Source organism: Streptomyces sp. HmicA12 (genome assembly GCF_000373565.1).
In the GTDB taxonomy this organism is placed as follows: domain Bacteria; phylum Actinomycetota; class Actinomycetes; order Streptomycetales; family Streptomycetaceae; genus Streptomyces.
Genome location: NZ_KB891798.1, coordinates 198,491 through 211,831 on the forward strand (window position 1 = coordinate 198,491; position 13,341 = coordinate 211,831).

Sequence of the window (13,341 nt, forward strand, 5' to 3'; positions counted from 1 at the left end):
GATGGCCACGCACGGAATCCGCGACAAGGTCGCGATCGTCGGCATGGGCTGCACCCCGTTCCGCGAGCACTGGGACAAGAGCGCCGAGGACCTCCTCGTCGACGCCGCGCACGCCGCCCTCGCCTCGGCGGGCATGGAGTTGCCCGACGTCGACGCCTACTGGCTCGGCACCATGGGCTCCGGCTACTCCGGCCAGTTGCTCTCCCGCGCGCTGAAGATCGACTACAAGCCGGTCACCCGCGTCGAGAACTTCTGCGCCTCCGGCTCCGAGTCTTTCCGCAACGCCTGCTACGCGGTCGCGTCCGGCGCGATCGACGTCGCGATGGCGACCGGCGTGGAGAAGCTCAAGGACTCGGGCTACTCGGGTCTGGTGAGCGCGGACATCCCGAGCGACGGGACCAAGGCCGCGGTCACCGCGCCCGCCGCGTTCGGCATGCTCGCCCCCGCCTACATGAAGGCGCACGGCCTCGACGAGGCCACCCTCAAGGACGTGCTCACGCGCATCGCCTGGAAGAACCACTACAACGGCGCCCGCAACGACCTCGCGCAGTTCCGCTCCGAAGTGCCCATGGACGTCATCCGCAACAGCCCCCGCGTCGCCGGGATGCTCGGCATCCACGACTGCTCGGGCGTCTCCGACGGCTCCGCCGCCGCGATCATCGTCCGCGCCGAGGACGCCCACCGCTACACCGACAGGCCGATCTACGTGAAGGCCCTGTCGATGGTCGCGGGACCCGGCGACGGACCCATGGACCCCGGCTTCGACTTCACCACCATCAAGGAGGTCCGCCGCTCTGCCGAGGCCGCCTATCGCGAAGCCCAAGTCGACAACGCGCGCGCCGAGTTGGCGCTCGCCGAGGTGCACGACTGCTTCACGCCCACCGAGCTGCTGCTCATGGAGGACCTCGGCTTCAGCGCGCGCGGAAGCGGCTGGCGCGACGTCATGGACGGCGCCTTCGACCTCACCGGCGAACTGCCCGTGAACCCCGACGGCGGCCTCAAGAGCTTCGGCCACCCCATCGGCGCCTCCGGCCTGCGGATGCTCTACGAGTGCTGGCTGCAGCTGCGCCAGGAGGCCCCCGCCGAACGGCAGATCGCCTCCATCACGCGCGGCGAGCGCAAGCTCGGCCTCACCCAGAACCTCGGCGGCCGGCCCGGCGACTGCGTCAGCTTCGTCTCCGTCGTCGGCTCCGAGCCCGCCGCGTGACGCCCCCACCGCTTGAGGAAACCACCCCCACCGCCTAAGGAACCACCCATGATCCGCACCCTGTTCGAGCAGGACCACGAGGACTTCCGGGAGATGGTCCGCACGTTCCTCACCGCCGAGATCGCCCCGAAGCTCCCCGAGTGGGAGGCCGCCGGACTGTTCCCCAAGGACGTGTACGCGCGCTTCGGCGAGCTGGGCCTCGCCGGGCTCAACGTCCCCGCCGAGTACGGCGGAGCGGGCGTCGACGACTTCCGCTTCAACGCCGTCCTCATCGAGGAGGCCGCCTACACCTACGCGAGCCTGGGCGCCCTCAGCGTCCACGCCAACATCGTCACCCCGTACTTCGTGAACCTGGGCACCGAGGAACAGAAGCGCCGCTGGCTGCCGGGCATCGCCGCCGCCGCCACCCTGTGCTCCATCGCCATGAGCGAGCCCGGCACCGGATCCGACCTGTCCGGCATCACCACGCACGCCGAACGCGACGGCGACGACTGGGTGTTGAACGGAGCCAAGACCTTCATCACCGGCGGCATCAACGCCGACCTGGTCCTGGTGGCCTGCCGCACCTCGCACGGCGAGGACCGCCGCGACGGCCTCAGCCTCCTCGTCGTCGAGGACGGCATGCCCGGCTTCACCAAGGGCCGCAAGCTGGAGAAGCTCGGCACCCGCTCCACCGACACCGCCGAACTCTTCTTCGACCAGGTCCGGGTGCCCGCCGCCAACCTGCTGGGAGAGGAGGGCAAGGCGTTCGGACACCTCACCGCCAACCTGGTCTCCGAGCGCCTGACGCAGGCGGTCGGCGCCGTCGCCACGGCCCGTGCCGCGCTGACCGCCGCCGTGGACTACGTCGGCGAACGCAAGGTGTTCGGCAAGCCGGTCGCCGCGTTCCAGAACACCAAGTTCCAGCTCGCCGACTGCGCGACGGAGATCGCGGCCGCCCAGGCCCTCGTCGACCAGGCCGTCCTCCAGTACAACGCGGGCACCCTCACCGTGCCCGACGTCGCCATGGTCAAGCTGTTCAGCAGCGAGGCCGCCGGCCGTGTCGTCGACAAGTGCCTTCAGCTGCACGGCGGTTACGGCTACATGCTGGAGTACCCGATCGCCCGCCTGTACGCCGACATCCGGCTCGCCCGGATCGCCGCGGGATCGAGCGAGATCATGCGGACCGTCATCGCCAAGTCCCTCGGACTGTGAGGGGGCGGCCATGACGAACGAATACCGCATGCGGTCGCCCCTCATCGACCTCTTCCGCGCCGTCGCCGACGCGGTCCCGGACCGCGAGTGCCTCGTCCACCGCTCCGTGCGCCGCACCTACGCCGAGACCCGCGACCGGGTCGAGCGGCTCGGCCGGGTGCTCGCCGCCCACGGCCTTGGCGTCCGCCGCGAACGCGAGGAACTGCGCGGCCACGAGTCCGGCCAGGACCACGTGGCACTGTTCCTCCACAACGGTCATGAGTACGCGGAAGGCACCTTCGGCGCCTTCGCGGCGCGGGCCGTCCCCTTCAACGTCAACTACCGCTACACCGCATACGAGTTGAGGCAGCTGCTGCGCGACGCGGCGCCGGCGGCGATCATCTACCACGCCGCCTTCGCCGAGACCCTCGCCCAGGTGCTCCCCGACCTGCCCCGGCGCCCGCTGCTCCTCCAGGTCGCAGACGACTCGGCGCCCCGCCTGCTGCCCGGCGCCCTCGACTACGACACGGCGCTCGCCGAGGCCCCGGCCGACGTGACGCTGCCTGAACCCTCGCTCGACGACCTTTTCATGGTCTACACGGGCGGCACCACCGGCATGCCGAAGGGGGTGCTGTGGCGGCAGGGAGACGTGTGGACCGCGCTGCTCGGCGGCTGGCAGCGGCCCCAGATCGACTCGCCCGCGAGCCTGGCGGCCCACGTCCTCAAGACCGGGGCGGGGCAGCGGTTCCTGGGCATCGCCCCCTTCATGCACGGCGCTGGCTGGTGGTACCTCATCCGCGCGATGACCGGCGGCGACACGATGGTCGTCCCCGACGTGGTGCACCGCTTCGACGCGGCCGACGTGTGCCGGACCATCGAGAGCGAACGCCTGGACACGCTTCCCGTGGTCGCCGAGGCGTTCGCCCGCCCGCTCGCCGACGAACTGGAGCGCGGCGCGTACGACATGAGTCGGGTCCGCGTCGTCGTCAGCGGCGGCGGCCCCCTCGCCGTCGAGACCAAGCGACGGATCCTCGCCGCGCTTCCACAGGCCGAAGTGGCCGACAGCGCGGGGTCGTCCGAGACCGGCGGCATCATCCGCGGCTCGTCCACCGCCCAAGGCTTCGGCGAGGAAGGGGTGTTCACGCCTCTGCCGCGCGCCTGCGTCGTCGATCTGGAACTCACCCGCGTATTCGAGCCCGGCCACGAGGAACCCGGCTGGCTCGCCGCCCGCGGCCCCGTTCCCCTCGGCTACCTCGGTGATCCGGCCAAGTCGGCAGCGACGTTCGTCACCGTCCAGGGCGAACGCCTCGCCCTGCCCGGTGACCTCGCCCACCTGCGGGCCGACGGCCGGCTCGTCCTGCACGGGCGCGCGTCGATGGTCATCAACTCCGGCGGCGAGAAGATCTACGCCGAAGAGGTCGAGCGCGCCCTCCTGAACCAGCCGCACGTGCGCGACGCGCTCGTCGTCGGCCGCCCCAGCCCGCGCTGGGGCCAGGAGGTCGTCGCCCTCGTCCAGCTCGACGGACCCGGCCAGGGCACGGACGACGCCACCCTGCGCGAGGGCGCCGCCGAACGCCTCGCCCGATACAAGCTCCCCAAGGCGTTCCTGCGCGTGTCCGCGATCCGCCGCTCCCCGGCCGGGAAGGCGGACTACGCATGGGCGCGCGCCCTCGCCAAGAACGAAGCCGAGGCGGACGGCATGCCCCGCACCGAGACGGAACAGGAGGCCGGATCGTGAAGGCCGGACTCTTCTTCGAACCCGGGACACTACCGCCCGAGACCGAGCAACTCCGCAGAGAGGTGCGGGATTTCCTCGCCGTCGAGCAGGCCTCCGGCGGCTTCACGCCCGTCTCCGACAGCTGGGTGTCCGGCGCCGACCCGGCCTTCTCGCGCAAGCTCGGCGAGCGCGGCTGGCTCGGCATGGCCGTCCCCAAGGAGTACGGCGGCGCCGAGCGCACCGCCCTCGAACGGTTCGTCGTCATCGAGGAACTGCTCGCCGCCGGAGCCCCCGTCGCCGCCCACTGGATCGCGGACCGGCAGATCGCACCCGCCCTGCTCCAGCACGGCACCGAGGACCAGAAGCAGCGGTTCCTGCCCGGCATCGCCTCCGGCCGCACGCTCTTCGCGATCGGCCTGAGCGAACCGGACTCCGGATCCGACCTGGCCTCCGTGCGGACCAAGGCGACCCGCACCGAAGGCGGCTGGCTCGTCGAGGGTACGAAGATCTGGACCACCGGCGCCCACCTCGCCCACGCCGTCGTCGCTCTCGTGCGCACCGGCCCCGCGGGCGAGAGCCGGCACGAGGGGCTCAGCCAGATGATCGTCACGCTGCCCGACGACGGCGTCGAGATCCGCCCGATCCGCTCCCTCGACGGCGGCCACCACTTCAACGAGACCGTCTTCACCGGCGCGTTCGTTCCCGACGACATGGTCCTCGGCACGATCGGCAACGGCTGGCGGCAGGTCACCGGCGAACTCGCCTACGAGCGCAGCGGCCCGGAACGCTTCCTGTCCACCGCCCTGCTGCTGCGCCTGCTCGCCGCCCGCGACGACGCGGACCCCCGTGTCGTCGGCGCCCTCACCGCCCGCCTGTGGACCCTGCGCCAGGCCTCGATCGCGGTCGCCGTGCAGCTCAGCCAGGGCGCGGCACCCGACACGGAGGCCGCCGTCGTCAAGGACCTCGGCACCCGCTTCGAACGCGAGGTCATCGACGCCGCGCGCGCCACCGGCGTGCACCCCGACCTCGCCTCCGCCGACCCGTTCACCCGGATCCTCGCCGAGTCCGTCGTCCGCGCGCCCGGTGGCACCCTGCGCGGCGGAACCAACGAGATCCTGCGCGGCATCATCGCGCGAGCCCTGGGAGTGAGATGAACTCCGACCTGCATCTGCTGGAGACCACCGCGTCCGACATCTTCGCCGGGTACCAGGACCGGCCGGGCCTGTGGGAGGAGATCGAGGACAGCGGTCTGACCCTCGTCGGCGTTCCCGAGGAGGCGGGCGGCAGCGGCGGCGACAGCACCGAAGCCGTGATCATCCTCCGCGCCGCCGCCTACCACTGCGCCGAGATCCCCCTCGCGGAGACCCAATGGCTGGCCGCCCCGCTCCTCGCGGCGGCGGGCCTGCCCGTCCCGGCCGGGCCGCTCACCGCCGCCGAGGCCACCCCCGACGAGGTGCGGCTCACGGCGGACGGGGACGGCTGGATCCTCGACGGGACGCTGCCGCAGGTCCCCTGGGCTCGGCAGGCCCACCGCATCGTCGTCGTCACCGACGGCCGCGCCTGCTCCGTCGACCCGGCGCACTGCACTTTCGAGACGCACCACAACCTCGCGGGCGAGCCACGCGACGACGTCACGTTCAGCTCCGTACGCCTGACCGCCGCCGACGTGGCCGCGCTGCCCGAGGGCCCGTCCCTGCGCGTCCGGGCGGCCCTCGCGCGCACCGTGCAGATGGCGGGCGCCGCCCGCCGGGCGCTCGACCACAGCCTGCGGTACGCGGGCGAGCGCCGACAGTTCGGCCGCCCCATCGCCGCGTTCCAGGCCGTCCAGCAGTACCTCGCCGAGATGGCGGGCGAGGTGGCACTGATGGACCTCGGCGCCCAGGTGGCGGCCGCCGCGCTCGCCGACCCGGACCAGGACGGCGTCGCCGCCGTCGCCGCGGCCCGCGTCAACGCCTGCCGTGCGGCCGGGGTCGTCGCCGAACTGGCCCACCAGGTCCACGGCGCCATCGGCACCACCCACGAGCACGACCTGCGCCGTGCCACGCTCCGCCTGTGGTCCTGGCGCGAGGAGTACGGCAACGAACACGCCTGGTCCGCCGCCCTCGGCCTGCTCGCCACGGCCGCCGACGACGACCCGTGGCTCCTCGTCACCGCCCCCACCGCGTAGGAGAGTCGACCCATGACCACTGATCAGGAACCGGTGCTGTACGCCGTCGCCGACGGCATCGCCACCCTCACCCTCAACCGGCCCCGGCGGCGCAATGCCTTCACCCTGGAGATGATCGACGACTGGGCGGCGGCCCTGCGTACCGCGGGCGCCGACCCCGATGTTCGCGTCATCGTCCTCACCGGCGCCGGCAAGGGCTTCTGCGCCGGCGTCGACATGGACACCCTCCTCGCCGTCGAGGACACACCGCTCGCGCAGAAGAACCTCCTGCACCTGCAGGTCCACCAAGTGGCCCGTGCCATCGAGGAGTTGGACAAGCCGGTCATCGCCGCCATCAACGGTGACGCCACCGGGGCGGGCCTCGACATGGCCCTGATGTGCGACATGCGGTTCACCGCCCGCTCGGCCCGCCTGTCCGAGTCGTACATCCGCCTCGGCCTGGTCCCCGGCGACGGCGGCTGCTGGTACCTGCCGCGCCTCGTCGGTCAGGCCAAGGCCCTGGAACTGCTGCTCGGTGGCGAGTTCGTCGATGCCGAGGAAGCGCTGCGCATCGGCATGGTCAACCGGGTCTACGACGACGAACGCCTCCTTGACGAGACGTACGCGTTCGCCCGGAAGCTGGCCGCCAACCCGGCCCTGCCGATGGGCATCATCAAGCGGACCGTGCGCGCCGGTGAACGCCTCGACATCCGCACCAGCCTCGACCTGATCTCGTCGCACATGGCGGTCGTCATGTCGACGGACGACGCGCGCAAGGCCATGGCGACGTTCCGGGACGGGGTCGTCGGGCCGAAGAAGAACTGACGCCGACTCCCGGCACACGACTGGGCCCGCCTCCTCAGGAGGCGGGCCCGGTCGTCGTACGAGCGTCAGCGCACCGCGCCCGCCGCCCGCAGTTCCGCGATGCGTCCCGCGTCGAAGCCGGCCTCGGCGAGGACCTCGTCCGTGTGCGCGCCGACCAGCGGCGAGGGCACCGGCGTCGCGGTCGGTGTGTCCGAGAAGCGGGGAGCAGGTGCGGGCTCGACGAGACCGTCCTCGCCCACCAGGTACGTGCCACGGGCGACGTTGTGCGGATGGTGCGGAGCCTCGGTCAGGGACAGGACCGGTGCGACGCACGCCTCCTGCCCGGCGAACTCCTTCGCCCACTCGTCGCGGGTGCGCGTCGCGAACACCGCGGTCAGCCGCTCCCCCATGACGGGCCACTTCGCCCGGTCGTTCTGGCCCGCGAAATCGGGGTCGTCCGACAGACCGAGAACGCGCAGCATGGACGCGTAGAACTGCGGCTCCACCGGTCCTACGGCCACGTGCCCGCCGTCCGCGCACCGGTACGTGCGGTAGTAAGGAGCGGTGCCGTCAAGGAAGTTGGTGCCCCGCTCGTCCTGCCACCGTCCGACGGAGAGGAACCCGTACATCATCGAAAGGAGCAGCGCCGAGCCGTCCGTCATGGCCGCGTCCACCACCTGGCCGCGACCGGTGGTGCGGGCGCTCAGGACCGCGCTGAGCACGCCGACGACGAGCAGCATGCCACCGCCGCCGAAGTCGCCGACCAGGTTGAGCGGCGGCACCGGGTCACCGTCCGCCGGGCCGATCGCGTGCAGCGCGCCGGTCAGCGCGATGTAGTCGATGTCGTGGCCCGGCTCCTGCGCCATCGGCCCGTCCTGGCCCCAGCCGGTCATCCGCCCGTACACCAGGCGGGGATTGCGGGCGAGCAGATCATCAGGGCCGAGGCCGAGGCGCTCGGTCACCCCGGGCCGGAACCCCTCGATGAAGATGTCCGCGCCGTCAGCGAGCGCGCGGACGACCTCGACGCCCTCGGGGTGCTTGAGGTCGGCGGTGACGGAGCGCCGGTTGCGGTGCATGACCGGGCGGCGGGCGTCCGCTCCCGCCTGCGCGGGCCGGTCGACACGGATCACGTCGGCGCCCAGGTCGCCGAGGACCATCGCGCAGAAGGGGCCGGGGCCGATGCCGCCCAGCTCGACGACCTTGACGCCTGCCAGGGGTCCGGGCATGCGGAAGTTCCTTTCTCTCCAAGGGAATGGGGGCGCGGTCACGTGATGTCGATGACCGTGCGCAGGGCCTCGCCCGTACGCATCTGGCGCAGGGCCGTGTCGATCTCCGTCAGCGGCACGTGGTGCGTGATCATCGAGGCGAGGTCGAGGCGCCCGGCGCGCCACAGCTCGATGATGCGGGCGTAGGTGCGACGGGGGTCGTCACCGCCGTAGAAGGAGGGCAGCAGCTTCTTCTCGCTGGTGACGAGGTCGGACATGTTCAGGTCCGGAATGTCGGTGCGGCTTCCGGCGCCGACCAGGCAGACCGTTCCGCCACGGCGCGCGCCGTCGTACGCGGCACGCAGCGTGGCCGGCTTGCCGACGGCCTCGAAGGCGTAGTCGACGCCCCGTCCGCCGGTGACGCGCTTCAGCGTCTCGGCCAGGTCCTCGGGCGCGACGGCCTCGGTGGCGCCGAACTTCAGCGCCCACTCGCGGCGTCCCGCGACCGGGTCGACGGCGATGATCTGCGCGGCGCCGGCCACCTTGGCGCCCTGGACGATGCTGACGCCCACGCCGCCGAGTCCGACGACGAGCACCGACGAACCCGCCTTGACCTGAGCCGTGTTGAGTGCCGCGCCGACGCCGGTGGTCACCCCGCAGCCGATCAGGGCGGCGATGTCGTACGGCAGGTCGTCGGGGATCGGGATGGCGGCCGCCGCGGAGATGACGACTTCCTCGGCGAAGGTGCCCTCGCCCATCATCCCGGGCATCCGGACGCCGTCGACCTCGAAGTTGGGTGTCGCGATATTGGCGAAGCCCGAACGGCACAGGTGTCCGTCACCGGCCCGGCAGTGCGGACACGCGTCGCACGGCGGCATCCAGCACACGATGACGCGGTCTCCCACGCGGACGTCCGTGACACCGTCGCCGACCTCGGTCACCTCACCGGCTCCCTCGTGCCCGAGGACGCACGGCGCGGGGTGTCCGAGCGTGCCGTTCATGATGGACACGTCGGAGTGGCACAGACCGGCGCGGTGCAGGCGGACCCGGACGCGGCCGGGCCCGAAGGAGACCGCGGTGGCCTCAGTGACGTCGAGCGACGTGTCGCCGACGGAGTGCAGGACTGCTGCGCGCATGAGTAACTCCGTTGCTGTCAGAAGTTGAGAAGTGGAGAAGGTGTCGAGTCAGTGGGCGGCGGTGGCCGGAGCCTTGGGCAGCGCCACCGACTGGTACTCGAAGTAGCCCGCGAGCCCCTCGGCGCCGAACTCGCGGCCGATGCCGGACTGCTTGAAGCCGCCGAACGGGGCGGCGAGGTCGAGGCGGAAGCCGTTGACGGTGAGCGTGCCGGTGCGGATGCGGCGGGCGATGCGCGTACCGCGCTCCACGTCGGCGGTGAACACCGCGCCGGAGAGCCCGAACGTCGAGTCGTTGGCGATCCGGACGGCCTCGTCCTCGTCCTCGTAACGGATCAGGCAGACGACCGGGCCGAAGATCTCCTCGCGGGCGATGCGCATGTCGTTGGTGACATCACCGAACAGGGTCGGCTGGACGAACCAGCCGGTGTCCAGCTCCTCGGGCACGCTGCCGCCCGTGAGCACGGTGGCTCCCTCGTCGCGACCGATGCGGATGTAGTCGAGCACGCGCTGCCGCTGACGCCACGTCACCATCGGTCCTACGAGGGTCCGTTCGTCGGCCGGGTCGCCGACCTTCAGGTCGGCGAGGGCGGCGGACAGGGCCGTGGCCACCTCGTCGTAGCGCGACGCGGGCACGAGGACGCGGGTGAGCGCCACGCAGGCCTGGCCGCTGTTGGCGGCGCAGGTGCCGCCGACGAGGGCGGGGACGGCCGCCGCGAGGTCCGCGTCGTCGAGGATCAGCGCGGCCGACTTGCCGCCGAGTTCGAGCGAGACACGGGTGAGGTTCTCGGCGGCCGAGGCCATGATGGTCTTCCCCGCGGCGACCGACCCGGTGAAGGCGACCTTGTCGATGCCGGGGTGGGCGACCAGATGGGCGCCCGACTCCCGCCCGGCGGGGACGACGTTCACGACTCCGGCCGGCAGCCCGGCCTCCGCGCAGATCTCCGCGAGCAGGTACGCGTCCAGCGGTGTCTCCGGCGACGGCTTGATCACGAAGGTGCAGCCCGCGATCAGCCCCGGCGCGAGCTTGGCCGCGAGGGTCAGCTGCGGGACGTTCCACGGCGTGATCGCCGCGACGACGCCGACGGGCTCACGCCGCACGAGGACGGGCCCGCCGAGCCCCTGCCGTTCCTCCTCCAGGTTCAGGTCGGCCGCCGAGGCGAGCGTCGCGCTGAACGCGGCCACCGCGGACATCGCCTGACCGGCTCGTGACCAGGTGAGGGGAGATCCGTTCTGAAGGGTGACCAGGCGGGCGATCTCCTCGCGGCGCGCGGCGAGCCCGTCGCGGATGCGGGTGACGGTCTCGATGCGGTCGGCGAGCGGGAGGCGCGGCCACGGTCCTTCGTCGAAGGCCCGGCGGGCGGCGGCCACGGCCCGGTCCATGTCGGCGGGGGAGGCGTGCGGTACGCGGCCGACGACCTGCTCGGTCACCGGCGAGACGACCTCGATGACGTCGGTGCCGGACGGTTCGGTCCACTGACCGCCGATGAACAGGTCCCGGTGCGAGACGAGTTGGGCGGGGGAAGTCGGGGCGGACATGAAGGGCTCCTGGAGGTGAAGGGAGAGGCTCAGTCGGTTCGCGGGCGCGCCGTGCGCAGCACGGTCTCCTGGACGACGGACGCCACCAGGCGTCCGTCCCGGGTCCAGAAGTCGCCGTGGGCGAGGCCGCGGCCGTCGCCGGCCGTGGGGCTTCGCTGGACCACGAGCAGCCACTCGTCGGCGCGGAAGGGCCGGTGGAACCAGATGGCGTGGTCGAGTGACGTCAGGAAGACGGTGTCGGGCTCCTGGCGCAGCATCCGCGGCGGTTCGCGGTGCAGCGCGGCGGACGGTGCGAGCAGCAGGTCCGAGGCGTACGCGAGTCCGCAGGCGTGCAGCATCGGATCGTCGGGGAGCGGGTGGGCGGCCTTGACCCAGAGCCATTGCTCGGTGCCGCCGTCGGGGGCCGGGCGCGACGGCGGCACCAGCCGGACCGACAGGGCACGGTGGAACTCGCGGACCTCGTGGTCCTCCGGCACGCCGATGGCGGCACCCGCCGCCGGGGCGAACGCGTCCGGCAGGTCCTCCGGCGGCATCGCCCTCGGCATCGTCACGTGCCGGGCCTCGCCGGGGCCGGACTCCTCGGGCAGCTTGAACGAGGCGGAGAGCGTGAAGATCGGTTCGCCGCGCTGGACGGCCGTGACCCGCCGCGAGACGTAGGCGCGTCCGTCGCGCAGCCGCTCGACCTGGTAGACGATGGGCCGCCGGGTGTCGCCGGCGCGCAGGAAGTAGCCGTGCAGGGAGTGCACCGCGAGGCTGCTGTCGACGGTGTGCCCGGCGGCGGTGAGAGCCTGCGCCGCGACTTGACCGCCGAACGCACGCAGCCGGGCGCCGTCGTGGCACCAGCCGCGGAAGAGGTCGCGCTCGACGCGCTCCAGGCTGAGGAAGTCGATCAGGTTCTGCTTGCCGACGGCGGTTGATGCGCCGTCCGGCGCGCCGCTTCCGTCGATGAGAGGGCGTGGGTGCACGAGGGGCTCCGGGTTGGGCTGAGGAGGCACGAGTCGGCCCGATGTCGATGATGTGAACCGTACGTCTCTTAGTGGCGCCCTGTAAATGCCTTACAAGTCGCGACAGTGTCCGCTAAGTAAATGGCCAGTATTGGCGAGGTGAGTGGGGTGGAACCTTTCGGGCAAACGAAACCGGCCGCGGCAAGAGCTGCCGCGGCCGGGTTACGGGGAGGGGTCGGTCAGGGAGAGGCGACACCCAGGACGGAGCGGGCGATGGACGCCAGCCGTGTCACGGGATCGGTGAAACGCTCCAGCAGCGTCAGCCGCGGCAGGATGTTCAGCATGGTGAAGGCGCTCTGTACGACCACTCGCGCCTCGGACGCACCGAGCTCCGGCCGCGCCGTCGTGAGCAGGGCCACCCACTCGGAGACGTAGTCGACCTGCGACCGGTGCAGGGCTTCCTGATCCGCCTCTGACAGGTGCGCGATGTCGCCGACCAGGACGAGACCGGCCGCCCCTCTGTTGGCCACGGAAGCGCGCGCGTAGGAGTCGAGGAGCCGGTCGAGGGCTTCGGAAGCGTCGGTGCTGCGGCGCAAGTCCCGTGCCAGACCTGCCCACTTGGCCTCCGATTCGCGGTGCAGCGCTGCCGCCAGGAGGTCCGCCTTGCCGCTGAAGTGTGTGTACACGGCCGGCCGCGAAACGCCCGCCGCGGCTCCGAGGTCCTCCATGCTGACGGCCAGGTAGCCACGGGCGGCGAAGAGCGGAATCGCCGTGGAGATCAGTGCCTCGCGGCGGGAGACGGGCCTGAGTCCGGAGCCCGGCGCGGGCAGGCCGGCCGCGGCCGTAGCGTCGGCGGGGGCGTCCGGCAGCGCGGTGTCGCAGGCGGCGCGGGCCGTGGCGGCCAGCAGTTCCTCGAACCCGGGCCGGGGCAGTTCGACATGGTGGTACGAGGCGCCCGCGATGGTGGTGACCGCCGCCCATGCCAGCAACAGGGCGTCGTCCGCGGCGAGTTCGGGGCGTTCCGTGCCGAGCGCCGAAGCGAGTGTCTCGGCGATGGCGGCGTGGCTTCCGGTCGCCTTCGCGCGGTCGTCCGGGGCGAGGTTGCGCGTCTCGCGGTCCCACACGCTCGCGTAGGCCCGGTGGTCGAGCGTGAACGACGACAGGTCGGCGAGGGCGGCGTCGAGGCCGTCCGCGTTCTGTGCGACGGCCTGGACCTGTTCCGCGCTGTCGAGCAACGCCCGGTTGAGCAGTTCCTGCTTGCTCCGGAAATGCCGGTACAGGGCTCCGGCGGTGATGCCCACGGCCGCCGCGATGTCCTCCATGCCCGTGGCCTGATAGCCGGAACGCCGGAAGCACTCCATGGCGGCGGCCAGGATCTGCGCCTTGCGGTCGCGGGGGCGTCGCGCCGGACGGGCGGTCTTGGTCGTCATCCGGCCCATCCTAGGCGCGGGCGGCGCTGGGCGACGCCGCCGG

General features: G+C 72.1%; 11 protein-coding genes. 6 read left to right on the forward strand and 5 right to left on the reverse strand.

Annotated elements, in window-relative coordinates; all coding sequences use genetic code 11:
- Nucleotide 1 precedes the first annotated feature (1 nt).
- From B072_RS0104790 to B072_RS0104815, 6 genes are read left to right on the forward strand one after another with little or no spacing between them, the layout of a single operon-like run.
- Nucleotides 2-1,207, forward strand: a complete 1,206-nt coding sequence (locus B072_RS0104790) for an acetyl-CoA acetyltransferase (protein ID WP_018528795.1) — start codon at nucleotides 2-4, stop codon at nucleotides 1,205-1,207.
- Nucleotides 1,208-1,255: 48 nt separating this feature from the next.
- Nucleotides 1,256-2,401, forward strand: a complete 1,146-nt coding sequence (locus tag B072_RS0104795; protein ID WP_018528796.1) for an acyl-CoA dehydrogenase family protein — start codon at nucleotides 1,256-1,258, stop codon at nucleotides 2,399-2,401.
- 10 nt (nucleotides 2,402-2,411) lie between these two features.
- Complete coding sequence (locus tag B072_RS0104800; RefSeq protein WP_018528797.1) at nucleotides 2,412-4,118, forward strand: AMP-binding protein; 1,707 nt, start codon at nucleotides 2,412-2,414, stop codon at nucleotides 4,116-4,118.
- On the forward strand, nucleotides 4,115-5,251 hold the full coding sequence (locus B072_RS0104805; RefSeq protein ID WP_018528798.1) for an acyl-CoA dehydrogenase family protein: 1,137 nt from the start codon (nucleotides 4,115-4,117) through the stop codon (nucleotides 5,249-5,251). The genes B072_RS0104800 and B072_RS0104805 overlap by 4 nt, the downstream gene beginning before the upstream one ends.
- Entirely contained in the window at nucleotides 5,248-6,264 is a 1,017-nt protein-coding gene (locus tag B072_RS0104810; protein ID WP_018528799.1) for an acyl-CoA dehydrogenase family protein, read from the forward strand. The genes B072_RS0104805 and B072_RS0104810 overlap by 4 nt, the downstream gene beginning before the upstream one ends.
- A gap of 12 nt (nucleotides 6,265-6,276) precedes the next feature.
- Nucleotides 6,277-7,068, forward strand: coding sequence for an enoyl-CoA hydratase/isomerase family protein (locus tag B072_RS0104815; RefSeq protein WP_018528800.1), 792 nt, complete (start codon nucleotides 6,277-6,279; stop codon nucleotides 7,066-7,068).
- A 65-nt stretch (nucleotides 7,069-7,133) separates the two neighbouring features.
- On the opposite strand, the gene B072_RS0104820 is transcribed toward B072_RS0104815, so the two are convergent.
- From B072_RS0104820 to B072_RS42405, 5 genes are all read right to left on the reverse strand, one after another.
- Nucleotides 7,134-8,273, reverse strand: a complete 1,140-nt coding sequence (locus B072_RS0104820; protein WP_018528801.1) for a CaiB/BaiF CoA transferase family protein — start codon at nucleotides 8,271-8,273, stop codon at nucleotides 7,134-7,136.
- A gap of 38 nt (nucleotides 8,274-8,311) precedes the next feature.
- On the reverse strand, nucleotides 8,312-9,388 hold the full coding sequence (locus tag B072_RS0104825; protein ID WP_018528802.1) for a zinc-binding dehydrogenase: 1,077 nt from the start codon (nucleotides 9,386-9,388) through the stop codon (nucleotides 8,312-8,314).
- A gap of 48 nt (nucleotides 9,389-9,436) precedes the next feature.
- On the reverse strand, nucleotides 9,437-10,924 hold the full coding sequence (locus tag B072_RS0104830) for an aldehyde dehydrogenase (RefSeq protein WP_018528803.1): 1,488 nt from the start codon (nucleotides 10,922-10,924) through the stop codon (nucleotides 9,437-9,439).
- Nucleotides 10,925-10,953: 29 nt separating this feature from the next.
- Nucleotides 10,954-11,889, reverse strand: a complete 936-nt coding sequence (locus tag B072_RS0104835) for an acyl-CoA thioesterase (protein WP_018528804.1) — start codon at nucleotides 11,887-11,889, stop codon at nucleotides 10,954-10,956.
- 218 nt (nucleotides 11,890-12,107) lie between these two features.
- Nucleotides 12,108-13,298, reverse strand: a complete 1,191-nt coding sequence (locus B072_RS42405) for a TetR/AcrR family transcriptional regulator (RefSeq protein ID WP_018528805.1) — start codon at nucleotides 13,296-13,298, stop codon at nucleotides 12,108-12,110.
- Nucleotides 13,299-13,341: the final 43 nt, after the last annotated feature.

Excerpts from the sequence above, each read along its gene's own strand:
- B072_RS0104790 (WP_018528795.1), top strand. The coding sequence starts at position 2 with ATGGCCACGCACGGAATCCGCGACAAGGTCGCGATCGTCGGCATGGGC.
- B072_RS0104795 (WP_018528796.1), top strand. The coding sequence starts at position 1,256 with ATGATCCGCACCCTGTTCGAGCAGGACCACGAGGACTTCCGGGAGATG.
- B072_RS0104800 (WP_018528797.1), top strand. The coding sequence starts at position 2,412 with ATGACGAACGAATACCGCATGCGGTCGCCCCTCATCGACCTCTTCCGC.
- B072_RS0104810 (WP_018528799.1), top strand. The coding sequence starts at position 5,248 with ATGAACTCCGACCTGCATCTGCTGGAGACCACCGCGTCCGACATCTTC.
- B072_RS0104815 (WP_018528800.1), top strand. The coding sequence starts at position 6,277 with ATGACCACTGATCAGGAACCGGTGCTGTACGCCGTCGCCGACGGCATC.
- B072_RS0104820 (WP_018528801.1), bottom strand. The coding sequence starts at position 8,273 with ATGCCCGGACCCCTGGCAGGCGTCAAGGTCGTCGAGCTGGGCGGCATC.
- B072_RS0104825 (WP_018528802.1), bottom strand. The coding sequence starts at position 9,388 with ATGCGCGCAGCAGTCCTGCACTCCGTCGGCGACACGTCGCTCGACGTC.
- B072_RS0104830 (WP_018528803.1), bottom strand. The coding sequence starts at position 10,924 with ATGTCCGCCCCGACTTCCCCCGCCCAACTCGTCTCGCACCGGGACCTG.
- B072_RS42405 (WP_018528805.1), bottom strand. The coding sequence starts at position 13,298 with ATGACGACCAAGACCGCCCGTCCGGCGCGACGCCCCCGCGACCGCAAG.